The organism is Microbacterium sp. (genome assembly GCF_046295495.1).
Classification (GTDB): Bacteria; Actinomycetota; Actinomycetes; order Actinomycetales; family Microbacteriaceae; genus Microbacterium.
On record NZ_JBKBNC010000014.1, the window covers coordinates 1 to 23,352 of the forward strand.

Here is a 23,352-nt window from a genome sequence, read left to right on the forward strand (position 1 = left end):
GGGGGGGGGGGCGGCGCCCCGCCCCGCGCGCCCGCTGTGTGGCGCGCGCACGTCGCCCTGCAGGGCGAGGACGCCGACGCGGGGGGCTTTACCAGCCACGCTCGGCGAGGCGGTGCGGAGCGGGCAGGTCGGCGACGTTGATGCCGACCATCGCCTCGCCGAGTCCGCGTGAGGCTTCGGCGACGATCTTGGGGTCGTCGTGGAAGGTGGTGGCCTTCACGATCGCGGCGGCGCGCTGCGCGGGATTACCCGACTTGAAGATGCCCGAGCCCACGAACACGCCGTCGGCGCCGAGCTGCATCATCATGGCGGCGTCGGCCGGGGTCGCCACTCCCCCGGCGGTGAAGAGCACGACGGGCAGTGTGCCGGTCTCGGCGATCTCGGCGACGAGGTCGTAGGGGGCCTGCAGCTCCTTGGCGGCGACGTAGAGCTCGTCCTTGGTCTTGGCGCGCAGCGCGTTGATCTCGCCGCGGATGGTGCGGATGTGCTTCGTCGCCTCCGACACGTCGCCGGTGCCGGCCTCGCCCTTCGAGCGGATCATCGCCGCGCCCTCGGTGATGCGGCGAAGCGCCTCGCCGAGGTTGGTGGCGCCGCACACGAACGGCACGGTGAAGTTCCACTTGTCGATGTGGTTCACGTAGTCGGCGGGTGAGAGCACCTCGGACTCGTCGATGTAGTCGACGCCCAGCTCCTGCAGGATCTGCGCCTCCACGAAGTGACCGATGCGGGCTTTCGCCATGACGGGGATCGACACGGATGCCACGATGTCGTCGATCAGGTCGGGGTCGCTCATCCGGGCGACGCCGCCCTGGGCGCGGATGTCGGCGGGGACGCGCTCGAGGGCCATGACGGCCACCGCGCCGGCGTCCTCGGCGATGCGGGCCTGCTCGGCGGTGACGACGTCCATGATCACGCCGCCCTTGAGCATCTCGGCGAGACCGCGCTTGACGCGGGAGGTTCCGGTGTCGGTCATGTCCACTCCGTTCCGCGCTTCGGGGCGCGATTCATTGGCTTAGGCCAAACCGTAGCATGGCTCAGGACATAGGCTGGGCGGTGACCCAGGGGGCGTATGACCATCGACATCACCGGCCGCTCGGCATCCGAGATCGCCGCAGGTCTGCGCACGCGCATCGAGCGCGGAGAGCTCCCTCCGGGCACCCCGCTCCCGCCCGTGCGCGCGCTGGCGGCCGAGGTCGGGGTCAACCGCAACACCGTGGTGGCGGCCTACCGGCAGCTCGCCCAGGCAGGACTGGTCGAGGCGCGTGGTCGCGGCGGCACGCGCGTCGCCGACCGCGCGGCGGTGGCGCAGGAGGGGTACGCCCCCGACACCGTGCTGCGCGACGTCGGCACGGGCAACCCCGACCCCGCGCTCATCCCCGACCCCACGGCGGCCCTGGCCCGCTCGGCGCGCCCGGTGCTCTACGGCGAACCCGTGATCGACCCGGGCCTGGAAGGCTGGGCGCGCGAGTGGATGGCCGACCACCTCCCCCACGACGACGTGCGCATCACGGTGACCAGCGGCGCGAGCGACGCGATCGAGAGGCTGCTCGCGCAGGCGCTGCAGCGCGACGACGCCGTGGCCTTGGAAGACCCGTGCTTCCTCTCCGCGCTGCACACCGTACGCACCGGCGGCTACCGGGCCGTCCCGGTGCCGGTGGATGCCGAGGGCATGACCGTCGACGGACTGCGCGAAGCCCTCGCCGCGGGCGTGCGCGCCGTCGTCTGCACGCCCCGCGCCCACAACCCCACCGGGGCGAGTCTGTCGGCCGCGCGGGCCGCGGATCTGCGCGAGGTTCTCGCCGCGCACCCCTACGTGCTCGTGATCGAGGACGACCATTTCTCGTTGTTGTCGCGCGCGCCCCTGCACTCGGTCATCGGACCGGCGCAGCGGCGGTGGGCGCGTATCCGCTCGATGTCGAAGTTCCTGGGGCCCGACACGTGCCTCGCGGTCACGGCATCCGATCCCGACACCGCCGACGGTCTCGCCGTCCGTCTCACCCCCGGCACGACCTGGGTGAGCCACATCCTGCAGCGCCTCACCCTGGCGCTGGTCACCGACGCGGGCGTGCGCGCTGACATCGAGCGGGCGGCCGCACACTACGCGGCGCGCAACGCCGCCTTCGCCCGGGCACTGACCGCCCGGGGACTCCCCGTCGAGCCGGGCGACGGACTCAACCTCTGGGTGCCGCTGCCGGTCTCGGCCGCGCGGGTGCGAGAAGACCTCATGCGCCGCGGATGGCTCGTGCGCGAGGGTGATCCGTTCTTCCTCGGCGACGGCGACCACGGCGCGTTCCTGCGCCTGACCGTGCACGACCTCGACGAGGCCTCGGCGACCGCCCTCGCCGACGACCTGGCCGGTGTGACGGGCGCAGGCGGTGCGGGCGCGGTGGGTGCACGACCGGACGCGGTCCGAGGTGGAAGGATCGAGGCATGAAGGTTCTCTCGATCCAGTCCGCCGTCGCGTACGGGCACGTCGGCAACTCCGCCGCCGTCTTCCCCCTCCAGCGCATCGGCGTCGAGGTGCTGCCGGTGTACACGGTCAACTTCTCCAACCACACCGGCTACGGAGCCTGGCGCGGACCGCTCATCTCGCCGGATGACGTGGCGGCGGTCATCGCCGGCATCGAGGACCGCGGTGTCTTCCCCGAGATCGACGTGGTGCTCTCGGGCTACCAGGGGGGCGAGGGCATCGGCGACGTCATCATCGACGCCGTCGCGCGGGTGAAGAGGGCCAACCCGGATGCCGTCTACGCCTGCGACCCGGTCATGGGCAACGCCAAGTCGGGCTGCTTCGTCGCCCCGGCCATCCCCGAGCTGCTGCGCGAACGTGTGGTCCCCGTCGCCGACATCATCACCCCGAACCAGTTCGAGCTCGGCTTCCTCACCGGAACCGAGCCCGGCAGCATCGACTCGACCCTGGAGTCGGCGGATCTGGTGCGCGCCCGCGGGCCCCGCACGGTGCTCGTGACCAGCGTCGAGCGTCCCGACCGCGAGGCCGACACCATCGAGATGATGGTCGTCGACGACAGCGGCGCATGGATCGTCCAGACCCCGCTGATCCCGATGAAGGCGAACGGCTCCGGCGACGTGACGGCGGCACTGTTCACCGCGCACTACCGCCGCAGCGGCGACGCCGCCGATGCGCTGGCCCGCACCGCCTCGAGCGTCTTCGATCTGCTGTCGAACACCTTCGAGTCGGGGTCGCGCGAGCTGCGGCTCGTCGAGTCGCAGGAGGCCTACGCCCACCCGCGCCTGCAGTTCGGCGTCCGCCAGGTGCGCTGAGCGCCGTCGGCGGGATGACGCCGAACCCGTCGAGCGAGCGGCGCGTCGGCGTCAGCTGACGCCCGACGTCCCGCCCGTCGGGGCCCGGGCCCCGCGGACGACTTCCGCACCGCGAGTCGCCCCGCACGTCGCGGGCGCGCCGCCACGTGGCCGCTCGTCTGACGGGGACCGACCGATCAGCCGCCGTAGACGTCCTGGTAGGCCGCGACCCACTGGTCGCCGTCGTCGGGGCACAGGAACGTCGCGCCGAAGACCATGACACTTGCGATCGGCGCTTCGGCCTGCGTCCGGGCGGCACCGTCGAGGTCGGCGGGGATCAGCTGCGCGAACAGCGGAGACGTCGTGACGTGCGCGGTCATCGTCGACGCGTCGACCTGGTGGCGGCTCAGGATCGCCGTCTCGCACGCGTCGCCCGCGAGGGCGAGCGAGAGACTCTCATCGGATGCCGTCCAGCTCAGCCCCTGCTCCTCCACGTAGGCGCGCTGCTGCGCGATGAAGTCCTGCTGAGCCGGGGTCACCGCGACCAGCGGGCTCCCGTCCATCGGCAGCTGCTGCTCGCGGAAGAATTCATCGCGCTCGGCGAAGACGTCGTCGAAGTCATCGGGTGTGGCCGTGGCTTCGTCGCCCGGGGTCGAGAACTCCTCCGCGGTCGGCACGGGGGTCGGCGCATCCGCGGCGTCGTCGGATCCGAGCGGACTCGGGAGCGGGAAGCAGGCGGTCGCTCCCAGCAGCACGGCGGCCAGGGTGGCGGTCAGAACGAGGGGACGGGTGCGAGCGCTCATCTGCTCACCGTAACCATGGCGCGCGCGACGCGAACGGGGGTTGTGGAAAGGCGCGATCAGTCGTTCCAGGCCGCGGCGACCGTGCGCCGTACGTCGCCCAGAAGCTGCGGCAGCGCCTTGGTCTTCGCGATGATGGGGAAGAAATTGGCGTCCGACGACCACCGCGGAACGATGTGCTGGTGGAGGTGGCCATCCACACCGGCGCCGGCGATCGCGCCCTGGTTCATGCCGAGGTTGAACCCCTCGCAGTTCGACACCGCGCGCAGCACCCGCATCCCGCGCTGCGTGAGGGCACCGATCTCGGCCACTTCCTCGTCGGTGGCCTGGTCGTACGTCGCGATGTGGCGGTACGGGCAGACCAGCAGATGACCGGAGTTGTAGGGGAAGAGGTTCAGCAGCACGTACGCGCTCTCGCCCCGCGCGACGATCAGCCCGTCTTCGTCGGACGTGCCGGGGGCCGCACAGAACGGGCAGTTCTTCTCCATCGGCTCGCGCCCGGCGGAGATGTACGCCATCCGGTGCGGCGTCCACAGTCGCTGGAACTCATCGGGCACACCCGAAAGGGTCGCGGCGTCGACGAGGGATGCGTCGTTCGGGGGCCCGGCATCCGGATCGCTCGTCACGCCAGATCCTCAGCGGTGTCGATCAGGGTGCGCGCGGCGATCGCGCCGGTGATGCGCGCGACGGCCTCGTCGACGGGGATGCCGTTGAGCTGCGTGCCGTCGCGGAAGCGGAACGAGACCGTCCCGCCGGCGCGGTCCTGCTCTCCGGCGATCAGCATGAGCGGCACCTTCTGGGTGGTGTGCGTGCGGATCTTCTTCTGCATGCGGTCGTCGCTGTGGTCGGCCTCCGCGCGGACGCCCCTGGTCTTGAGGTCGGCGACGATGCCCTGGAGGTAGTCGCCGTACTCCGCCGCGACGGGGACCGCCACGACCTGCACGGGGGCGAGCCACACCGGGAACGCCCCGGCGTAGTGCTCGAGCAGGATCGCGAAGAAGCGCTCGACCGAGCCGAAGAGGGCGCGGTGGATCATCACCGGACGGTGCTTCTCGCCGTCGGGACCGGTGTATTCGAGCTCGAAGCGCTCGGGCTGGTTGAAGTCGAGCTGGATCGTCGACATCTGCCAGGTGCGGCCAATCGCGTCGCGGGCCTGCACCGAGATCTTGGGGCCGTAGAACGCGGCCCCGCCCGGGTCGGGCACGAGCTCCAGGCCCGAGGCCTCCGCCACCTCGCGCAGCGTCTCGGTCGCCTCGGTCCAGAGGGCGTCGTCGCCGATGAACTTCGGATTGCCCTCCTCCTTCGTCGACAGCTCGAGGTAGAAGTCGTTGAGGCCGTAATCGCGCAACGTCTGCAGCACGAAGTCGAGGCTGTGGGTCAGCTCGCCCTTGACCTGGTCGGCGGTGACGTAGATGTGCGTGTCGTCCTGGGTCATGCCGCGCACGCGCGTGAGGCCCGCGAGGGTGCCGCTCTTCTCGTAGCGGTAGACCGAACCGAACTCGCTCAACCGCAGCGGCAGTTCGCGGTAGCTGCGACCGCGCGAGCGGAAGATCAGGTTGTGGAACGGGCAGTTCATGGGCTTGAGGTAGTACTCCTGGCCCTCGCGCGACACGTGCCCGTCGGCGTCCACGACCTCGTCGAGCACCATCGGGGGGTACATGCCGTCGGCGTACCACTGCAGGTGACCGCTCGTCATGAACAGGTCGCCCTTGGTGATGTGCGGGGTGTTCACGACCTCGTACCCGTTCGCGAGCAGACGCTCGCGCATGTAACGCTCGATCTCGTAGCGGATGATGCCGCCCTTGGGGTGGAACACCGCCAGGCCCGGGCCGATCTCGTCGGGGAACGAGAACAGGTCGAGCTCCTTGCCGAGCTTGCGGTGGTCGCGCTTGGCCGCCTCCTCGAGGCGGTGCTGGTAGGCGCGCAGCTCGTCTTTCGTCGGCCACGCGGTGCCGTAGATGCGCTGCAGCTGCGGGTTCTTCTCGCTGCCGCGCCAGTAGGCGCCGGCGATGCGGGTCAGGTCCCACCCGTTGCCGATCAGGCGCGTTCCCGGAACGTGGGGACCGCGGCACAGGTCTTTCCACGCGGTCTCGCCGTCGCGGGTGACGTTGTCGTAGATCGTGAGCTCACCGGCGCCGACCTCGACGCTCGCGCCCTCGGCGGCCTCGGCGGACCCGCCCTTCAGGCCGATGAGTTCGAGCTTGAAGGGCTCGTCGGAGAGCTCGGCACGGGCCTCGTCGTCGGTGATGACACGGCGCACGAACCGCTGGTTCTCACGGACGATGCGCTCCATCTCCTTCTTGATGACCTTGAGATCATCGGGGGTGAAGGGCTCATCGACCTGGAAGTCGTAGTAGAAGCCGTCGGTGACGGGCGGGCCGATGCCGAGGTTGGCCTGCGGCTTGACGCGCTGCACGGCCTGGGCCAGCACGTGGGCCGTGGAGTGGCGCAGGATCGACAGGCCGTCGGCGCTGTCGATCGTGACGGGTTCGACCTGATCGTCGGCCGTGACGGTCGTGGCGAGGTCTTTGAGCTCGCCGTTCACGCGCAGCGCGACGACCGAACGGTCGGGGAAGAGGGCGAAGCCATCGGCGGGGAAATCAGTCACAGCGCATCTCCTGGAAGGGTCGCGTTCCAGGCTACCGGGCGCCCATGGCCTCGGCCGACCCGCGCGTGCCCCATAGTGGAGCGGTGACTCTGGCCATCATCGGCGGCGTGCTCTGGATCCTCGGGATCGTCGCGCTGCTCACCGGGGCCTTCCCGGCCGACGACGCGCTGGCCGTCGCCGACCGCGTCTGGCCCATCCTGCTCTTCGTCGTCGCGGTCACCATCGTCGCCGAGCTCGCATCGAAGGCGGGACTGTTCGACGTGGTGGCGTCGCGCCTGGCGAAGCTCGCGCGCGGACGCACCGCGCTGCTCTGGGTGCTCGTGGTGGCGCTGGCCATCGTGGCCACGGCGTTCCTGTCGCTCGACACCACCGCGGTACTGCTCACTCCGGTCGTGGTCGCGATGGCCGTGGCCCGCCGCATGGATCCTCTCCCCTTCGCCTTCGTGACCGTGGTGCTGGCCAACACCGCCTCGCTCGTGCTGCCGGTGTCGAATCTGACCAACCTGCTCGCGTCCGAGGCGCTGGGCGGCGGGCACGACCCGATCGCGTTCCTCGCACTCCTCGGGCCCTCGGCGCTGATCGCGATCGCGGTGACGGTGATCGTGCTGACCGTCGTGTTCCTCCGGCGGCTCCCCCGCACCTACCCGGACGCCGCGACCCCCGGCGTCTCCGACCGGGTGCTGCTGCGTATTTCCGGCGTGGTGACGCTCGCGCTGCTCCCCCTGCTCGTGGTGGGGCTGGAACCGTGGATGCCGGCCGTCGCGGCCGCCGCCGTGCTCGTGGTCGCTTTCGCCTGGCGCGCGCCGCGGGCTCTCGGCATCCGTCTCGTGCCGTGGTCGTTGCTGGTGTTCGCGGGCGGGCTGTTCCTCGCCGTGGGAGCGCTGGAGGCACTCGGGATCGGTCGCATCACCTCGGTGCTGGCCGGGAGCGGCGACGACCTCGTCTCGCTGTGGCAGCTCGCCGGCGTGGGCGCGCTGGCCGCGAACGGCATCAACAACCTCCCCGCCTACCTCGCGCTCGAGTCCGTCGCCGGATCGCCCGTGCGCCTGGCGGCACTGCTGATCGGCGTGAACGCCGGTCCGATCGTCACGCCGTGGGCCTCGCTGGCGACGCTGCTGTGGCACGACCGACTCGTCGCCGCGGGGGTGGAACTGCGGTGGAGCCGATTCGTGCTGCTCGGGGCGGTGATCGCCCCGCTCATCCTCGTGTTGGCCGTGCTGCCCCTGGCGCTCTGACGCTCAGTCTTCGTACGCGCGCGCCCATGCCTTGCGCGGCTCGATGAACCACACCGCGAGGCCTTCGCGCATGCCGTACGGCTCGCCCGTGTACAGGGTCGCGATCCGGTCGACGATCGGCATGGCCTCGTCGCCATCGATGCGCTCGACCGCCACGCCCCGCACGAATGCCATGGCGTACGGGTTGTCCGCTCCCGTGACCGAGAGGGCCACCCGGGGGTCGCGGCGCAGGTTGCGGTCCTTCAGCGTGTCGGTCTCGGTGAAGATCGCGAGGCGGTCTCCCTCGACACCGACCCACAGGGGCACGGAGTGCGGTGAACCGTCGCGCATGAGCGTCGCGAGGTGCGCGATGGCGGTCGTCTCGAAGTACGGCTTGGTGTCGTCCCACTCGGTCATACCGGGGACAACCGCCCGTCTACCGCGGGGCATTCCCGACCGCGCGGATCAGGGATGGGCGGGCTCGTTCGCGTGATCCCTGGGTACCTCGCGGAACACCATCTCCTCGCGCTGGACGCCTTCCCGCGGGCTGGACTCGTCGGGCTCCGGAATCACGTAAAGTCCCCGGCCCGAGTTGGCGTTGTAGGTCAGCGCGTGCAGCCACGCCGAGCTCAACTGCGGAGAGCGGCTCCCGTGGTACTTGAACACCAGCGACACGTTCGGGTGGATGTAGACGGTCGTCCGCCCGCCACCCGTGCTGATGTCGTCTTTCCAGGTGAACGGAAATGATTCTCCGCGACGCACCTTGGCCATGATGACGGCCTGCAGGTGGGCGAGGAGGCGGTCTTCGAAGTCGACTTTGATGTTGCTGTCGTAGATGAACTTGCCCATGGGATCCTCCGCGCGGTCGTCGCCGCCGCCGTGCGTATCTCCAGGCGAGAAGTCGAACGCGAGAACTGGGGGGCGGCGGCCGCTGTCGCTGTCTGCACTGTCTCCCGAGAAGCCGCGGCGCGTAAACCCCCTTGTGCCGGCCGTCGTTTTCTGGAGGACGCCCCTCGCGAACCGGATGCGGGAGGCGGCGCGGGCTCAGGCGGTGCGCGCGATCCGCAGGATCACGCGATCACCGGGTCGTCGCTGGAGGCGGTGCACGAGGGCCTCGAAGCCGAGGATCGCGCGGTACTGCAGACCGTACTTGCGCCGGAGCGCCGACTCGGCGCGGGCATCCGCGGTGGCCGCTCCGGCGATGCGCCCGTGGGCCTCCACCGTCAGGGCGCCCGGCTCCACCGCCCCCATACGGCTGCACGGGCGAAGCGTCACGCGCGGGTCGTTGCGCAGGCGCTTGACCTTGCCGGTCGCGCGTTCGCTCGTGACCACGAGCTCGTCGCCGTCGCGGGCGATCCACACCGGCACCGCCACCAGCGCGCCGTTCTTGCGGTAGGTGCCGAGGGAGACGAACGCGGATGCCGCGATCTCGTGCCAGTGGGTGTCGGAGACGATCATGTCCTCACGTTAGCGCCACGGCTCCGCCTGCACGTCCCGGGGTGGGGGTCGGCATCCGCGCACCGCAGGACGCTTCGCGCAGAGTGCCTGGGAGCGCTTCCATGAATGACCCGTCTCCCCTACCGTGAGGGCGTGGGGAACTATGTCGTACCGCTCGTGGGGGCCGTGATCGTGTCACTCGAGACGCTGCGATTCGGCCTGACCAACGAGTCGATGACCGTCCTGTCCTCGGTTCGCCGACCCGACGGCCGCCCGCTCGACAGCGTCGCTCAGGAACGCGTGGCCCAGTATCTCGAGAGCATCTCGGTGATCTGACGGCGTGCGCCGACGGTGCGGATGCCACCCGCCCGGCGGACGTGACCCATGCGACCGCATGAACCTCAACGTCGGCTCAAGGAATGCGCAACGCCGTCACAAGACGCGGGATCAGGTGTCCCCCATTCGGTGGACATGGGTTAGCGTCGTCACGTTCCCGCCGCCAGGCACTCCGCAGCCCCCTTTCTGGCGGCGGGAACAACCACCTCGCTTTCCGCCCGTCGCGGGGCGCGGGCTCCGCCTATGACGGAGTCGAGCCCCCGGCATCCGAGCCCGACGCATCCGGTCCCGGCGCTTCTCCGGTCTGGGCACGTCGCGTCGCGGCGGCGGGTTCGTCCCGCCGTGCGTCCGGTTCCGATGCCTCCGGTCCCGGCGCTTCTCCGGTCTGGGCACGTCGCGTCGCGGCGGGCTCGTCCTGCCGTGCGTCCGGTCCCGATGCCTCCGGTGCTGATGCGTCCGCTCCTGACGAGTCCGCTCCTGACGAGTCCGGTCCCGGCGAGTCCGGTCCCGACGAGTCCGGTGCGCGGTGCCGTCGGCGGCGGCGGCCGTGCCCTCACCGGGCGTGGAGGATGGTCGTCCCGGCGAGCTGCGATCGCGCAGCCGCGCCCGTGACCGCGCTCTCGCCCCGGTGCGCCCTCGCGGGTGACCGGCCCTCCGTTCGGTGGGCCACACCGGACGGCGTGGCGCCTGGTGGAAACAAAAAGAACCCCCGGGCGTCCGGGGGTTCTCAGCTGTGCGCGATACTGGGATCGAACCAGTGACCTCTTCCGTGTCAGGGAAGCGCGCTACCGCTGCGCCAATCGCGCCTATACAGGCTGTTCTATTGTGAGGCGAGGTGGCGACGGGATTCGAACCCGTGTAAACGGCTTTGCAGGCCGGTGCCTAGCCGCTCGGCCACGCCACCGTGATGTGGTTCGACCCACGTGTCGTGATTCTCCGTCGGTTTCCCAGACGGAGATCCCTCCACTCGAGCGGATGACGAGACTCGAACTCGCGACCCCAACCTTGGCAAGGTTGTGCGCTACCAACTGCGCTACATCCGCATTTCGTTCCCGGGGCTTGCCCCGAGCACTCGTAAGACATTACCCGATCTGAGCGCCGGCGCAAAACGAGACGCGCCCCGCGCGTGTCCCGGGAGATGGTCGGAACCACCTCCCGGCATCCGGTACGATCGATGAGTCCCGTACGGGGCGAGGGCGATTGGCGCAGTTGGTAGCGCGCTTCCTTCACACGGAAGAGGTCATCAGTTCGAGTCTGGTATCGCCCACCGAAAAAGGCCCCCGGTTCGCCGGGGGCCTTCGTCGTTTCCGCGGGCGAATCGGTCCGCCGCCCTCACCTTCGTGCGGCAGCGCCCGGGGCGGGCCCACGCGCCCAGACGGCGCCCGCGTGCTCGCGAGCCCACTCCTGCCGGGGACCGACTTCGACCGCGGTGTCGCGCAGCCACAGGGTCGAATCCGGCGCCCACCCACCGATGACGCTCGCGTACTCGTCGTCGATCTCGATCAGTCGTGTCGCGGTGGTCAGGTACCCGAGTGTCGTCAGGTGCACGGCATCCCACCGCTCTCCCACCCGCTGCCAATCGGGGAGCAGCCAACGACCGTCGCGGTCCGTCGTGCGGTACCAATCGTGCCGGCGCGAGGCGGTGACCTCCATGGGGAATTCCCGACAGAGCGCGGCCCACTCGGACGGACCGCGGATCTCGAGCGTGCGCCCACTCCCTCTCACGGGGATGACGGTGGCGACCTCGTCGCCGAAGGAGTCCTCGACGAGATCGAGCGCGGCGATGACGCTGCCGCTCGTCGACAGCAGCGACAGCGGGATGGACCACCACTCCCCCGACACGCGTGCCGTGGGCGCATCGGGGAGCTCGCGCTGCGCCCGGTCCTCCGCCGCGCGGAGCCGTGCCGCCCAGGTCGCCAGCGCGTCCGATGCCCCGGTCGGAAGGGGGCCGCCGGTTTCGCGCTCTCGCCAGTGCACGGCCCACTGCCGATCGCCCCGCCCTCGGTCCCACGCGGAGCCGATGTGGGCGGATATCCTCCGGGCCAGCGGGCGCAGCGCCTCGACGATCTCGGGCCGGGCGGCGAGCCGGTCCTCGAGGTCGGGCTCCTGCCAGTACCGGGCGACGTCGACCGTCGTGCGCAGGGCAGCGGCGAGCGCGGCGTCGTCGATCGCCGTCTCGGGCCTCGCGGAGAGGCGATCGGCGATGTCGGTCACGGTCGGATTCGGGATCGGAGCCGGGTCGCCGTCGGTGAAGGCGATCACCCGGGCCGAGGCGTCGACGCGGTGGAAACCGTAGAAGCCGACGAGGTGCTGCAGCTGCTCGTCACGGCACGCGTAGTCGAGGCAGAGCCGGCGACCACGCGGCCCCGCGAGCAGAGCGTCGCTCATCCCCGCGTCCACCCGTACCGACTCGAGAGGGCCGCCGCGACGGTGTCGAAACGCCCGCGATCGAGGGCGGCCGCTTCCCGGCGCATTCCCCGGTCGTGCACGAGGTAGATCTGTTCCACGTCGACCCACGACGGGCGGCGCTGCGGATCCCACTCCCCCGTGCCGAGTGCCAGGTACTGCCTCTCGCCGTCGTGCGGCTTGCTCGTCAACCGCACCGCGTAGGAGTGCGTGGCATCCGCTCGGCCGATCACGAGCACGGGACGGTCTTTGCCGCGGCCGTCGCGCTCCTCGTACGGCACCCAGGTCCAGACGATCTCGCCCCCGTCCGGGGCGTTGTCGCGCTGCGGGGCGTACGAGAGGGTCAGGCGCCGCGGGGGGTCGATCTCCGTCGTCTCTGCGCCCGACGGAGCCACGGGGCGGGCGGTCGTCGTCGACGACCGGTGCGCGGCCCCGGCGGGTCGCGCGGGGGCTGTCGTGCGCGCGGGCTTCGGGGAGGAGAACAAGCCCAGGACGGCCGACAGCAGGCGTGACGTGGTTGACATACCGCCCACCCTAGACACGGCGGACGGGGCGCCACCGACGAATCGGTGACGCCCCGTCGAGGGGTGAGCCGTGGTCAGCCGCGGGCGTCGGAGAGCACGTAGCCCTCCTCGCCGTGGACCACGGTGTCGATGCCGGCGATCTCGTCCTCGTTCTTCACGCGGAAGCCGATCGTCTTCTCGATCGCGAAGCCGATGACGAAGGCGAGCACGAAGGAGTACACCAGCACCGCGAGGGCGGCGATCGCCTGCACGAGCAGCTGGTTGATCGAACCGCTGTAGATCAGGCCGGTGTTGTTGGCGAAGATGCCGAGGTAGAGCGTCCCGATCAGACCACCGACGAGGTGGATGCCGACCACGTCGAGCGAGTCGTCGAAGCCGAGCTTGAACTTCAGCTCGATCGCCAGGGCGCACACCGCACCGGCGACGAGGCCGAGGACGATCGCCCAGAACGGGGTCAGCGAGGCGCAGGCGGGCGTGATGGCGACCAGACCCGCGACGGCACCCGAGGCGGCGCCGACCGAGGTGGGCTTGCCGTCCTTGATCTTCTCGACGATCAGCCAGGCCAGCAGGGCGGCGGCGGGAGCGGCGATCGTGTTGACGAACGCCAGCGCGGCGGTGCCGTCGGCGGCGAGCTCGGAGCCCGCGTTGAAGCCGAACCAGCCGAACCACAGCAGGCCCGCGCCCAGGAGCACGAACGGCGGGTTGTGGGGGACGTGCGCGCCCTTCTGGAAGCCGACGCGCTTGCCGAGGACCAGGGCGAGGGCGAGGGCGGCGGCACCGGCGTTGATGTGGACGGCGGTTCCACCGGCGAAGTCGATCGCGCCGACGCCGAAGACGTCCTGCATCCCGTGGGTGATCCAGCCGCCGTAGGAGAACGAGCCGTCGTCGGCGAGGCCGAAGTTGAACACCCAGCTGGCGACGGGGAAGTACACGACCGTGGCCCAGATGCCCGCGAAGATCATCCACGCACCGAACTTGGCGCGGTCGGCGATGGCGCCCGAGACGAGGGCGACGGTGATGATGGCGAACGTGGCCTGGAAGGCGACGAAGGCGAGCGGCGGGTACGCGGCGCCCTCAGGCGTCTCGAGGACGCCCGCGAGGCTGAAGTTGGTGGGGTCGAGGGCCCACGGGAACTGCGTGGCGCCCTCGTCGGTGGTGGGGAAGGCGATCGAGTAGCCGTACAGGACCCACAGGACGCCCATGAGACCCATGGCGCCGAAGCTCATCATCATCATGCTGATGACGCTCTTGGCCTTGACCAATCCGCCGTAGAAGAACGCGAGTCCTGGCGTCATGAGCAGCACGAGTGCCGCTGCTATCAGGATGAATGCGGTGTTGCCTTGATCCATCTCGGAGGGAACCTCTCTGCAGGGACGCAGGTGTAGCGTCGGGTCCCCTCAGTGTTCCCAGCCCCGGTTACCGTCGTCGTTCGACTCGTGTTTCGAGCGGGTTACAGCCACGCCGCTGCGGTAAACATCGCGTTTCGCGCGGTTGGGAGGCGGTGATGAACGCGCTGTCAGGAGTGCGTGAGGGCGACCAGGCGCGACACCGCGCGCAGGTACTTCTTGCGATAGCCGCCGGCCAGCATCTCGTCGCCGAACACCGTGTTCAGGGGGGCGCCGGTGGCGCGGATCGGGATCTGCGCGTCGTACGCGCGGTCGACGAACGCGACCAGCCGCAGAGCCGCCGACTGATCGTGCAGAACGGCGACGTCGCGCAGGCCGATGACCTCGACGCCGTCGATGAGGCGGATGAAGCGCGACGGGTGCACCCGTGCCAGGTGGGCGACCAGGTCGGGGAAGGAGTCATCGGATGCCACGGCTCCGGCCGCTGCGGCATCCAGCGCGTCGCGGTACTCGTCGTCCGCGAGCACGCGGGCCTCGCCGTCGATCGCACGCTGGCGGAAGTCGGTGCCGTCGATGCGGATGGTGCGGAAGCTGTCGGACATCGACTGGATCTCGCGCAGGAAGTCCTGCGCGGCGAAGCGTCCCTCGCCGAGCGCGTTGGGCGGTGTGTTCGAGGTGGCCGCCAGCCTCGTCCCGGATGCCACGAGCTCGCCGAGCAGGCGCGTCATCACCATCGTGTCGCCCGGGTCGTCGAGTTCGAACTCGTCGATGCAGAGCAGGTCGGACCCGCGGAAGAGCTCGACGGCCTTGGCGTAGCCGAGCACGCCCACGAGGGCGGTGTACTCGATGAAGGAGCCGAAATACTTCCGGCGGGCCGGCATCGCGTGGTAGATCGAGGCGAGCAGGTGGGTCTTGCCGACCCCGAAGCCGCCGTCGAGGTAGACGCCGGGCTTGACCGGCGGGGTCTTCTCGGCGCGGCGGAAGAACCCGCCCTTCTTGGCGGGGGTCGCCGTGAGACCGGCGAAGGCCTGGAGCAGCTCCTTCGCCTCCTGCTGCGACGGATAGGCGTCGTCGGCCCGGTACGACTCGAAGGTCGCGCCGTCGAACTGCGGCGGCGGGACCAGGGCGCTGACCATCTCGGCCCCGGAGATGGCCGGTTCGCGATCGGTGAGATGGATGAGGCCGGTCGTGGCGGGAATCGAGGTCATGGCCGTCCTGTGTCGCAGTCTTACCGGGAGGGTGCGTGCCCCACGTCGCGGATCTAGGGTCGAAGGTGCGGTGTCCACCCTATGCCGCCGCATCCCCCGTCCCGACCGAGGAGCCACCGTGACCGTCGAGTTCGACACCACCTCCCCCAAGTTCGCCGACTACTCGGAGCCCGGACGCCTCGTCACGGGTGAGTGGCTCGAGGAGCGGCTGGGCCGACCGGGCCTGGTCGTGGTCGAGTCCGATGAAGACGTGCTGCTCTACGAGACCGGGCACATCCCCGGGGCGGTCAAGGTCGACTGGCACACCGAGCTCAACGACCCCGTGGTGCGCGACTACGTCGACGGCGCGGGATTCGCGCACCTGCTGAGCGGCAAGGGCATCTCGCGCGACGACACCGTCGTCATCTACGGCGACAAGAACAACTGGTGGGCCGCATACGCCCTGTGGGTGTTCTCGCTCTTCGGCCACGCGGACGTGCGGCTTCTCGACGGCGGCCGCGACAAGTGGATCGCGGAGGGACGCCCCCTGACCACCGAGAAGACCGTGGTCGAGCCGACCGACTACCCCGTCGTGGAACGCGACGACGCCCTGCTGCGCGCGTACAAGGACGACGTGCTCGCCCACCTCGGCAACCCCCTCATCGACGTGCGCTCCCCCGAGGAGTACTCCGGAGAGCGCACGACCGCCCCCGCCTACCCCGAAGAAGGCGCCCTGCGTGCCGGGCACATCCCCAGCGCCCAGAGCGTGCCGTGGGGCAAGGCCGTGGCCGAAGACGGCGGCTTCAAGTCCCGTGAGGAGCTGGATGCCATCTACCGAGAGGGCGCGGGCCTGAAGGACGGCGACAAGATCGTCGCCTACTGCCGCATCGGCGAGCGCTCGAGCCACACCTGGTTCGTGCTCAAGCACCTGCTCGGTTTCGACGACGTGCGCAACTACGACGGTTCGTGGACCGAGTGGGGCAGCGCCGTACGCGTGCCGATCGTGTCGGGCTCGGAGCCCGGCGAGGTCCCCTCACGCTGAGGGTTCGTCTCCCTCGGTCTCGAGCCCGCGAGGGCGTCGGCGTGGGAGAATGACGGTGATGTCCGACAACACCTCCCCCGCCGGCTTGCCGGACCGCCTCGCCGAGATCCGCGACGAGTTCCTCGAGCTCGACGAGCCCGACCGGCTGCAGCTGCTGCTGGAGTTCTCGCAGGAGCTGCCCGCCGTGCCGGCGGAGTACGCCGATCACCCCGAGATGGCGGAGCGTGTCGCGGAGTGCCAGTCGCCCGTGTACATCATCGTCGCGGTCGACGACCACGACCGAGTCGCGATGCACGCCACGGCCCCGGCCGAGGCCCCCACGACGCGCGGATTCGCCAGCATCCTCTCGCAGGGACTCACGGGTCTCACCGCCGACGAGATGCTCGCCGTGCCCGACGACTTCCCGCAGAGCATCGGTCTCACGCGGGCCGTCAGCCCGCTGCGCATCGCGGGGATGACCGGCATGCTCATGCGCGCGAAGCGCCAGGTGCGCGCCCAGCGCGGCGCCTGAGGCGCGGCATCCGGATCACTCCGCCCGGGCGAGCCCCCGCTCGCGGACCCAGCGCGTGATGGCGTCGGTCCATCGCGTCTCGTCGTAGTTCCACAGCTTCGTGTGGCGGGCCACCGAGAACGTCTCCATCGTCACGATGTCGGGGCGCGCGGCGGCCAACGCGTGCGAGGCGTCGGACGGCACGAAACCGTCGTCGTCGCTGTGCAGGATGAGCATCGGATGCCGGAGCTCCTTCGCGCGCGCGACCCCGTCGAGGCGATCGAGCGGGATGGGCTCCCCGCTGCGCAGGGCGGTGGCGCCCCAGTTCGATACGAGGGTGCTCTCGGCGAGGGCGACGACGGGCTTGGGCAGGCGCATCAGTCGGCCTTGGAAGCTCAGCACGGTGCGCCAGTCCACGACGGGCGATTCGAGCACGAGACCCGCGATGACATCCGCGTGCGGCGACTCGAGGGCCGCCTGAAGGGCGAGCGCGCCGCCCATCGACCAGCCCATGAGGATGACGTGGCGGGCGCCCTGTCGCCGGGCGTACCCGATCGCCGCGTCCACGTCGCGCCACTCGGTGGCGCCGAGCGCGTAGGTGCCGGAGGGGCTGCGCGGAGCGTCTCCGTCGTTGCGGTACGACACGACGAGGTTCGTGATGCCCAGGTCGTGGAAGACCGGGACCGCACGCAGCGTCTCGGCACGGGTCGTGCCGCGGCCGTGCACCTGGATCACCCAGACGTCGGTGGCCGAGGCGGCCGGGAACTCCCATGCCGGGCACGCGCCGACGCCGGTGTCGATGTCGAGGGACCGGAAGGGGAGGTGCAGGTGCTCGGGCTGATCGATGTACCAGCCGCTGAAGGCAGCCTCGGGGGCGAGATCGCCGTCGGCGGGCACGTGGGTGAGCAGCTTGCGCGTCACGGTCGTCTCGTCCTCGGCGACGATGGGACCGAGGCGCAGGTAGTCGGCGGAACCGACCGTGAACAGGCCGTAGCGACCGGGGAGCGAGGTGTCGGGGGTCCGCTCGAGCGTGATGGTCTGCGCGGCGGCGTCCAGGCGCACGATGCGCGTGTCGGGCCGGCGCCCCGCCGGACGCACCACCGTGCGGGCGACCCGCAGCGACACGGCGCCGAGGGCGCCCGCGGAGGCGGCCAGCGCGAGGCTCAGGGTGGAGAGGGCGATGCGAAGGCCGGTGGTGCGGCGCCGCGATGCGCGGGGACCCGCGGCGCGCCTGGGAGCGTTCATCGAGGCCTCACTCTAGTCTGCTGCCGTGAGTGAGCATCGCCCGGCGGAGGCCGACAGCCCCTTCGCGCGAGCTGCCGCCGACCTGCGCGCCGTGACGTTCCGCGACGACCTGGTGGTGCGCGAGATCCCCTCCCCCGCCGGTCTGGCGCCGTATTCCCTCGCCCTCGCCGGCGATGTGCGGCCCGAGGCGCACGCGACGGACTCGCCCTTCGGGACGGGGCGCTTCATCCTGTTGCACGACCCCGAGGAGCCCGAGCCGTGGGGTGGGGCCTGGCGCATCGTGTGCTTCGCCCAGGCTCCGCTCGAGCCCGAGATCGGCGTCGACCCGCTGCTCGCCGACGTCGCGTGGTCGTGGCTCATCGACGCGCTGGACTCCCGCGGGGCCGACCGGCATTCCGAGTCGGGTACCGCCACCAAGACGCTCTCGACCGGGTTCGGCGCTCTCGCCGCACAGGGCGAGGGGTCGCAGATCGAACTTCGCGCGTCATGGTCGCCGCGCGGTCCCTTCCGCCCGCACCTCGAGGCGTGGGCGGAGCTCGTGTGCATGCTCGCCGGACTCCCCCCGGGATCGGAGGGCGTTGCCGTGTTCGGAGCCCGGAGGCCCACGCGTGGTTGAGTACATCGTCATCGAGGATGCCGCGGGCCTGAGCGCCGCGTGCCGGACCCTGGCCGCGGGGGTCGGTCCCGTCGCGGTCGACGTCGAGCGCGCCTCGGGGTTCCGCTACTCGCAGCGGGCCTACTTGATCCAGGTGTTCCGTCGCGAGGCGGGGGTCTTCCTGTTCGACCCCTCGACCATCGAGGACTTCTCGCCGCTGCAGGAGGCGATCGGCGACGTCGAGTGGGTGTTCCACGCGGCCAGCCAGGACCTTCCCTCCCTGCGCGAGCGGGGGCTCGAGCCCCCGCGCATCTTCGACACCGAGCTCGGCTCGCGTCTGCTGGGCCACGAGCGCGTGGGTCTCGGTGCCGTGGTGGAGCAGACGCTGGGCATCACGCTGGCGAAGGCGCACTCCGCCGCCGACTGGTCGACCCGTCCGCTGCCGGCGTCGTGGCTCGAATACGCCGCTCTCGACGTCGAGCACCTCATCGACGTGCGCGACGTGCTCGTCGCCGAGCTCGAGGAGCAGCAGAAGACCGAGTTCGCGCGGCAGGAGTTCCAGGCGGTCCTCGAGCGTCAGCCGAAGCCCGCCCGCGAGGACCCGTGGCGCCGTCTGAGCGGGCTGCACACCGTGCGGGGGCGTCGCCTGCTGGCCGTGGCGCGCTCGCTCTGGCAGGCCCGCGAGGACTACGCCCGGGAGCAGGATGTGGCACCTGGTCGTCTCGTGCCCGACCGCGCGCTCGTGGCGGCGGTGCTCGCCGACCCCGCCAGCAAGCAGGCGCTCGCGGGCGTGAAGGAGTTCAACGGCCGCGCCAGCCGCACGCAGCTCGACCGCTGGTGGAACGCCATCGTCGCCGGTCGGGAGTCCACCGACCTGCCGGCCGACCGCGTCCCCAGCGACACGCTGCCGCCGCCTCGCGCGTGGTCCGACCGCAACCCCGAGGCCGACCGGCGGCTCAAAGCGGCGCGCCCGGCCGTCGAGGCCCGGGCGGAAGAACTGCGGATGCCGACCGAGAACCTCCTGACGCCCGAGACGCTGCGCCGTGTCGCGTGGGCGCCCCCGGCCGAACTGACGGTCGAGGCGGTGAGCGCGTCGCTGGCGGAGCTGGGGGCGCGCCCCTGGCAGATTGACCAGACCGCACAGGTGATCGTCGATAGCTTTGTAGCTTCCCTCAACGAGGTCAACGACGCGTCTGCCACGACTTCGTAGGTTCGGACAAGCGATTCCCCGCGGCGGAGCGCTCTTCCTAGGCTGGGCCCATCCCAAACTTTGGAGGCAGAGTGGCCGAGATGACGGACGTCTTCTTCGTCGACGGAATGCGCACCCCCTTCGGGCGCGCCGGCGAGAAGGGCATGTACTGGAACACCCGAGCCGACGACCTGGTGGTCAAGGCGATCATCGGGTTGATGGAGCGCAACGGCGACGTGCCGAAGGAGCGCATCGATGACGTGGCCATCGCTGCCACGTCGCAGACGGGCGATCAGGGACTGACACTGGGCCGGACGGCGGCGATCCTCGCGGGTCTGCCGATGACGGTGCCGGGTCTCGCGATCGAGCGCATGTGCGCGGGAGCCATGACCAGCGTGACCACGATGGGCGCCTCGATCGGAGTGGGCATGTACGACCTCGCCCTCGCCGGCGGCGTCGAGCACATGGGTCGCCACCCCATCGGCGGCAACGTCGACCCCAACCCCCGCTTCGTCGCCGAGAAGCTCGTCGACCCGGGCGCGCTCAACATGGGCGTGACCGCGGAGCGCATCCACGATCGCTTCCCCCACCTCACGAAGGAGCGAGCCGACCGATTCGGCGTCGCGAGTCAGCACAAGGTGCAGGCGGCCTACGAGGCCGGCAAGATCCAGCCCGACCTGGTCCCCGTGGCCGTCAAGGACGCGGCCGGCGCCTGGGGCCTCGCGACCGAGGACGAGGGACGCCGTCCCGAGACGACGATGGAGGGTCTGGCGACGTTGAAGACGCCCTTCCGCCCCCACGGTCGCGTCACCGCCGCCACGTCGTCACCGCTCACCGACGGCGCGACGATCAGCCTGCTCGCGGGCGCCGACGCCGTGAAGGAGTTCGATCTCGCGCCCAAGATGCGCATGGTCTCGTTCGCCTTCGCGGGTGTCGAGCCCGAGATCATGGGCATCGGCCCGATCCCCTCGACCGAGAAGGCCCTGAAGAAGGCCGGTCTGACGATCGACGACATCGGCCTGTTCGAGCTGAACGAGGCCTTCGCGATCCAGGTGATCTCGCTGCTCGACCACTTCGGCATCGCCGATGATGACCCGCGCGTGAATCCGTGGGGCGGCGCGATCGCCGTGGGCCACCCGCTCGCGGCATCCGGGGTGCGTCTGATGATCCAGCTCGCCGCGCAGTTCGCCGAGCGGCCCGACGTACGCTACGGACTCACCGCGATGTGCGTCGGTCTCGGGCAGGGCGGCTCGGTCATCTGGGAGAACCCGTTCTTCGACGGAAAGAAGAAGCGCAAGTGACCGACTACTCGACCATCGACTTCTCCCCCCTTGACGCCCTCACCGGCGACGAGGTCGTCACCCACTCCCCCGTGCGCGACGTGCGTCTGCCCTCGGGCAACGTGCTGGCGCTCATCACCCTCGACAACGGCCGCGATCACACGCGGCCGAACACGCTCGGACCGGCCACCCTCGCCGAGCTCGGCGAGACCCTGTCGACGGTGAAGCGTCGCGCCGCCGCGGGCGAGATCCACGCGGTCGCCATCACCGGCAAGCAGTACATCCTGGCCGCCGGCGCCGATCTGTCGGACGTCGCCAAGCTGCCCTCGAGAGACGTCGCCCGCCTCATCGCTCAGCGTGGCCACCAGGTGATCGGCTCGCTGTCCGACCTGGGTGTGCCTTCGTTCGCTTTCGTGAACGGACTCGCCCTCGGCGGCGGCCTCGAGATCGCGCTGAACTCCACCTACCGCACGGTCGACGCTTCGGCGGCGGCCGTCGCGCTGCCCGAGGTGTTCCTGGGCATCATCCCCGGCTGGGGCGGCGCCTACCTCCTGCCGAACCTCATCGGCATCGAGAATGCTCTCGAGGTCGTGGTGTCGAACCCGCTCAAGCAGAACCGCATGCTCAAGCCGCAGCAGGCCTTCGACCTCGGGATCATGGATGCCATCTTCCCGGCGGCTTCGTACCTGGAGGACTCGCTGCGCTGGGCCGACGGCGTGCTCACCGGTCGCGTGAAGGTCGAGCGCAAGAACGAGCCCGGCAAGCTCGAGCGCCTCACCAAGTGGCCCATCGCCATCAAGATGGCCCGCGGCATGCTCGAGTCCAAGATCGGCACCGTCCCCCGCTCCCCCTACGTCGCACTCGACCTGCTCGACAAGGCCAGGAGCGGCACCAAGGCCGAAGGATTCGCGCGCGAAGACGAGGCCCTGGCCGACCTCATCACGGGCGATCAGTTCGCGGCATCCATGTACGCGTTCGACCTCGTGCAGAAGCGCGCCAAGCGGCCGGTCGGCGCCCCCGACAAGGCGCTGGCGAAGAAGGTCACGAAGGTCGGCGTCATCGGTGCGGGTCTCATGGCCTCGCAGTTCGCCCTGTTGTTCGTGCGCAAGCTGCGGGTTCCGGTCGTCATCACCGACCTCGATCAGGGCCGCGTCGACAAGGGCGTGGCATCCATCCGCGAAGAGATCGGCAAGCTCGAGGCGAAGGGGCGCCTCGACGGCGACACGGCCAACCAGCTGCGCGCCCTCGTGCACGGCACGACCGACCGCTCGGAGTTCGCCGACTGCGATTTCGTGATCGAGGCGGTGTTCGAAGAGGTCGGCGTCAAGCAGGAGGTCTTCACCGCGATCGAGAAGATCGTCGCCGACGACGCCATCCTGGCGACCAATACGTCGTCGCTGTCGGTCGGCGAGATCGGATCGGTGCTCCAGCACCCCGAGCGTCTCGTCGGCTTCCACTTCTTCAACCCCGTCGCGGTCATGCCGCTCATCGAGGTCGTCAAGACGGATGCCACGAGCGACGCGGCATTGTCGACGGCGTTCGTCGTCGCCAAGGGTCTCGGCAAGAACGCCGTGCTCACGGCCGACGCCCCCGGCTTCGTGGTCAACCGGCTGCTGGCGAAGGTCATGGGCGAAGCCGCACGCGCGGTGTACGAGGGAACGCCCATCACGGTCGTCGAGAAGGCCTTCGCGCCGCTGGGACTGCCGATGGGGCCGTTCCAGCTCATCGACCTCGTCGGCTGGAAGGTCGCCGCGCACGTGCAGGACACAATGGCGCACGCGTTCCCCGACCGGTTCTTCTCCTCGGAGAACTTCCACGAGTTGGCAGCGCTCCCCGAGGTCGTCGAGAAGGACAAGGGCGGACGCGTCACCGGCTGGACGAAGGCGGCGCAGAAGGTGCTCGTCACCGGCAAGACCCCGGTCGCGCCCGAGACGATCCTCGCCCGCGTGCAGGACGGCCTCGCGCAGGAGATCAAGATCATGCTCGACGAGGGCGTCGTTCCCGAGGTGCAGGACATCGACCTGTGCCTCATCCTCGGCGCCGGCTGGCCCTTCATCGACGGCGGCGCCTCGCCCTACCTCGACCGCGAGGGGGCGTCGGATCGCGCCTTCGGCGACACGTTCCACCATCCCCCGATCCGCGGCATCAGCGGCTGACCACGGCTCTCACGGCGGCGTCGTCCCCTCGGGGCGGCGCCGCCGTCGTCCGCGCGTCGTGCGTGCCAGCGTTCCGGGACAGGGGATGCGGCGAGAACAGGCCGGGATCGCCCGGGTGGGTCCTGTTGTGGCGGGATTGCCTGTTCCGGCGCGGCGCGGGCTCAGGGCGCGGGGCATCGTTCGGAGACAGGCGATGCGGTGAGAACAGGCCGGGATCGCCCGGTCGGGTCCTGTTC

22 protein-coding genes and 4 tRNA genes are annotated in these 23,352 nt (G+C 70.4%); 11 read left to right on the forward strand and 15 right to left on the reverse strand.

All coding sequences use genetic code 11. The features are described from left to right. Positions 1-88: 88 nt before the first annotated feature. Positions 89-973, reverse strand: coding sequence for a pyridoxal 5'-phosphate synthase lyase subunit PdxS (gene pdxS, locus ACK4LS_RS07400; RefSeq protein WP_409715445.1), 885 nt, complete (start codon positions 971-973; stop codon positions 89-91). A 96-nt stretch (positions 974-1,069) separates the two neighbouring features. Between pdxS and ACK4LS_RS07405 the strand changes: the two genes are divergently transcribed. After that, on the forward strand, positions 1,070-2,434 hold the full coding sequence (locus ACK4LS_RS07405; RefSeq protein WP_409715447.1) for an aminotransferase class I/II-fold pyridoxal phosphate-dependent enzyme: 1,365 nt from the start codon (positions 1,070-1,072) through the stop codon (positions 2,432-2,434). Next, positions 2,431-3,282: a pyridoxal kinase PdxY gene (gene pdxY, locus ACK4LS_RS07410; protein ID WP_409715450.1), complete on the forward strand. Its 852-nt coding sequence runs from the start codon at positions 2,431-2,433 to the stop codon at positions 3,280-3,282. Before ACK4LS_RS07405 ends, pdxY begins: the two co-directional genes overlap by 4 nt. A gap of 176 nt (positions 3,283-3,458) precedes the next feature. Here the strand turns inward: pdxY and ACK4LS_RS07415 are convergent, their stop codons facing one another. From ACK4LS_RS07415 to thrS, 3 genes are read right to left on the reverse strand one after another with little or no spacing between them, the layout of a single operon-like run. Further along, the gene (locus tag ACK4LS_RS07415; RefSeq protein WP_409715453.1) at positions 3,459-4,064 is read right to left on the reverse strand and encodes a hypothetical protein; all 606 of its coding nucleotides are present in this window, start codon (positions 4,062-4,064) and stop codon (positions 3,459-3,461) included. A gap of 56 nt (positions 4,065-4,120) precedes the next feature. Further along, complete coding sequence (locus ACK4LS_RS07420; RefSeq protein WP_409715456.1) at positions 4,121-4,687, reverse strand: HIT family protein; 567 nt, start codon at positions 4,685-4,687, stop codon at positions 4,121-4,123. Continuing rightward, positions 4,684-6,669 (reverse strand): threonine--tRNA ligase, encoded by a 1,986-nt coding sequence (gene thrS, locus ACK4LS_RS07425; protein WP_409715459.1) that lies wholly within the window; start codon positions 6,667-6,669, stop codon positions 4,684-4,686. Before thrS ends, ACK4LS_RS07420 begins: the two co-directional genes overlap by 4 nt. Positions 6,670-6,752: 83 nt before the next feature. On the opposite strand from thrS, the gene ACK4LS_RS07430 reads away from it, so the two are divergent. Then, positions 6,753-7,904 (forward strand): SLC13 family permease, encoded by a 1,152-nt coding sequence (locus ACK4LS_RS07430; protein ID WP_409715462.1) that lies wholly within the window; start codon positions 6,753-6,755, stop codon positions 7,902-7,904. 3 nt (positions 7,905-7,907) lie between these two features. On the opposite strand, the gene ACK4LS_RS07435 is transcribed toward ACK4LS_RS07430, so the two are convergent. The 3 genes from ACK4LS_RS07435 to ACK4LS_RS07445 all read right to left on the reverse strand — a co-directional run bounded on the left by ACK4LS_RS07435 (position 7,908) and on the right by ACK4LS_RS07445 (position 9,341). Further along, complete coding sequence (locus ACK4LS_RS07435; RefSeq protein WP_409715465.1) at positions 7,908-8,300, reverse strand: TIGR03618 family F420-dependent PPOX class oxidoreductase; 393 nt, start codon at positions 8,298-8,300, stop codon at positions 7,908-7,910. A 48-nt stretch (positions 8,301-8,348) separates the two neighbouring features. Continuing rightward, positions 8,349-8,732: an ATP-dependent DNA ligase gene (locus ACK4LS_RS07440; RefSeq protein ID WP_409715468.1), complete on the reverse strand. Its 384-nt coding sequence runs from the start codon at positions 8,730-8,732 to the stop codon at positions 8,349-8,351. Positions 8,733-8,927: 195 nt separating this feature from the next. Beyond that, complete coding sequence (locus tag ACK4LS_RS07445) at positions 8,928-9,341, reverse strand: PPOX class F420-dependent oxidoreductase (protein WP_409715471.1); 414 nt, start codon at positions 9,339-9,341, stop codon at positions 8,928-8,930. Between the two features lie 132 nt (positions 9,342-9,473). Between ACK4LS_RS07445 and ACK4LS_RS07450 the strand changes: the two genes are divergently transcribed. Then, positions 9,474-9,656: a hypothetical protein gene (locus tag ACK4LS_RS07450; RefSeq protein WP_409715474.1), complete on the forward strand. Its 183-nt coding sequence runs from the start codon at positions 9,474-9,476 to the stop codon at positions 9,654-9,656. A gap of 734 nt (positions 9,657-10,390) precedes the next feature. On the opposite strand, the gene ACK4LS_RS07455 is transcribed toward ACK4LS_RS07450, so the two are convergent. The 3 genes from ACK4LS_RS07455 to ACK4LS_RS07465 all read right to left on the reverse strand — a co-directional run bounded on the left by ACK4LS_RS07455 (position 10,391) and on the right by ACK4LS_RS07465 (position 10,699). Beyond that, a tRNA-Val gene (locus ACK4LS_RS07455) sits at positions 10,391-10,462 on the reverse strand. A gap of 27 nt (positions 10,463-10,489) precedes the next feature. Next, positions 10,490-10,560 (reverse strand) — tRNA-Cys (locus ACK4LS_RS07460). A 66-nt stretch (positions 10,561-10,626) separates the two neighbouring features. After that, positions 10,627-10,699: transfer RNA gene (locus tag ACK4LS_RS07465), tRNA-Gly, on the reverse strand. Positions 10,700-10,850: 151 nt separating this feature from the next. On the opposite strand from ACK4LS_RS07465, the gene ACK4LS_RS07470 reads away from it, so the two are divergent. Further along, positions 10,851-10,923 (forward strand) — tRNA-Val (locus tag ACK4LS_RS07470). Between the two features lie 65 nt (positions 10,924-10,988). Here ACK4LS_RS07470 and ACK4LS_RS07475 read toward each other — a convergent pair. From ACK4LS_RS07475 to zapE, 4 genes are all read right to left on the reverse strand, one after another. Then, the gene (locus ACK4LS_RS07475) at positions 10,989-12,044 is read right to left on the reverse strand and encodes a hypothetical protein (protein WP_409715477.1); all 1,056 of its coding nucleotides are present in this window, start codon (positions 12,042-12,044) and stop codon (positions 10,989-10,991) included. Continuing rightward, positions 12,041-12,586: a type II toxin-antitoxin system PemK/MazF family toxin gene (locus ACK4LS_RS07480; protein ID WP_409715480.1), complete on the reverse strand. Its 546-nt coding sequence runs from the start codon at positions 12,584-12,586 to the stop codon at positions 12,041-12,043. The genes ACK4LS_RS07475 and ACK4LS_RS07480 overlap by 4 nt, the downstream gene beginning before the upstream one ends. A 74-nt stretch (positions 12,587-12,660) precedes the next feature. Further along, on the reverse strand, positions 12,661-13,935 hold the full coding sequence (locus tag ACK4LS_RS07485) for an ammonium transporter (RefSeq protein WP_409715483.1): 1,275 nt from the start codon (positions 13,933-13,935) through the stop codon (positions 12,661-12,663). 167 nt (positions 13,936-14,102) lie between these two features. Beyond that, on the reverse strand, positions 14,103-15,140 hold the full coding sequence (gene zapE / locus ACK4LS_RS07490; protein ID WP_409715486.1) for a cell division protein ZapE: 1,038 nt from the start codon (positions 15,138-15,140) through the stop codon (positions 14,103-14,105). A 118-nt stretch (positions 15,141-15,258) separates the two neighbouring features. On the opposite strand from zapE, the gene ACK4LS_RS07495 reads away from it, so the two are divergent. Next, the gene (locus tag ACK4LS_RS07495) at positions 15,259-16,161 is read left to right on the forward strand and encodes a sulfurtransferase (RefSeq protein ID WP_409715489.1); all 903 of its coding nucleotides are present in this window, start codon (positions 15,259-15,261) and stop codon (positions 16,159-16,161) included. 58 nt (positions 16,162-16,219) lie between these two features. Beyond that, positions 16,220-16,672 (forward strand): SufE family protein, encoded by a 453-nt coding sequence (locus ACK4LS_RS07500; protein ID WP_409715492.1) that lies wholly within the window; start codon positions 16,220-16,222, stop codon positions 16,670-16,672. Positions 16,673-16,687: 15 nt separating this feature from the next. Here the strand turns inward: ACK4LS_RS07500 and ACK4LS_RS07505 are convergent, their stop codons facing one another. Further along, positions 16,688-17,896: an alpha/beta hydrolase family protein gene (locus tag ACK4LS_RS07505; RefSeq protein WP_409715495.1), complete on the reverse strand. Its 1,209-nt coding sequence runs from the start codon at positions 17,894-17,896 to the stop codon at positions 16,688-16,690. 25 nt (positions 17,897-17,921) lie between these two features. Here ACK4LS_RS07505 and ACK4LS_RS07510 point away from each other — a divergent pair, with 25 nt between their 5' ends. From ACK4LS_RS07510 to ACK4LS_RS07525, 4 genes are all read left to right on the forward strand, one after another. Beyond that, complete coding sequence (locus tag ACK4LS_RS07510; protein WP_409715498.1) at positions 17,922-18,512, forward strand: DUF3000 domain-containing protein; 591 nt, start codon at positions 17,922-17,924, stop codon at positions 18,510-18,512. Next, positions 18,505-19,701, forward strand: a complete 1,197-nt coding sequence (locus ACK4LS_RS07515) for a ribonuclease D (protein ID WP_409715501.1) — start codon at positions 18,505-18,507, stop codon at positions 19,699-19,701. Before ACK4LS_RS07510 ends, ACK4LS_RS07515 begins: the two co-directional genes overlap by 8 nt. A gap of 71 nt (positions 19,702-19,772) precedes the next feature. Further along, on the forward strand, positions 19,773-20,981 hold the full coding sequence (locus ACK4LS_RS07520; RefSeq protein WP_409715503.1) for a thiolase family protein: 1,209 nt from the start codon (positions 19,773-19,775) through the stop codon (positions 20,979-20,981). Further along, positions 20,978-23,116, forward strand: a complete 2,139-nt coding sequence (locus ACK4LS_RS07525) for a 3-hydroxyacyl-CoA dehydrogenase NAD-binding domain-containing protein (protein ID WP_409715505.1) — start codon at positions 20,978-20,980, stop codon at positions 23,114-23,116. The genes ACK4LS_RS07520 and ACK4LS_RS07525 overlap by 4 nt, the downstream gene beginning before the upstream one ends. Positions 23,117-23,352: the final 236 nt, after the last annotated feature.

Excerpts from the sequence above, each read along its gene's own strand:
- ACK4LS_RS07415 (WP_409715453.1), bottom strand. The coding sequence starts at position 4,064 with ATGAGCGCTCGCACCCGTCCCCTCGTTCTGACCGCCACCCTGGCCGCC.
- pdxS (WP_409715445.1), bottom strand. The coding sequence starts at position 973 with ATGACCGACACCGGAACCTCCCGCGTCAAGCGCGGTCTCGCCGAGATG.
- ACK4LS_RS07435 (WP_409715465.1), bottom strand. The coding sequence starts at position 8,300 with ATGACCGAGTGGGACGACACCAAGCCGTACTTCGAGACGACCGCCATC.
- pdxY (WP_409715450.1), top strand. The coding sequence starts at position 2,431 with ATGAAGGTTCTCTCGATCCAGTCCGCCGTCGCGTACGGGCACGTCGGC.
- ACK4LS_RS07440 (WP_409715468.1), bottom strand. The coding sequence starts at position 8,732 with ATGGGCAAGTTCATCTACGACAGCAACATCAAAGTCGACTTCGAAGAC.
- ACK4LS_RS07475 (WP_409715477.1), bottom strand. The coding sequence starts at position 12,044 with ATGAGCGACGCTCTGCTCGCGGGGCCGCGTGGTCGCCGGCTCTGCCTC.
- ACK4LS_RS07405 (WP_409715447.1), top strand. The coding sequence starts at position 1,070 with ATGACCATCGACATCACCGGCCGCTCGGCATCCGAGATCGCCGCAGGT.
- ACK4LS_RS07485 (WP_409715483.1), bottom strand. The coding sequence starts at position 13,935 with ATGGATCAAGGCAACACCGCATTCATCCTGATAGCAGCGGCACTCGTG.
- ACK4LS_RS07500 (WP_409715492.1), top strand. The coding sequence starts at position 16,220 with ATGTCCGACAACACCTCCCCCGCCGGCTTGCCGGACCGCCTCGCCGAG.
- zapE (WP_409715486.1), bottom strand. The coding sequence starts at position 15,140 with ATGACCTCGATTCCCGCCACGACCGGCCTCATCCATCTCACCGATCGC.
- ACK4LS_RS07445 (WP_409715471.1), bottom strand. The coding sequence starts at position 9,341 with ATGATCGTCTCCGACACCCACTGGCACGAGATCGCGGCATCCGCGTTC.
- ACK4LS_RS07505 (WP_409715495.1), bottom strand. The coding sequence starts at position 17,896 with ATGAACGCTCCCAGGCGCGCCGCGGGTCCCCGCGCATCGCGGCGCCGC.
- ACK4LS_RS07480 (WP_409715480.1), bottom strand. The coding sequence starts at position 12,586 with ATGTCAACCACGTCACGCCTGCTGTCGGCCGTCCTGGGCTTGTTCTCC.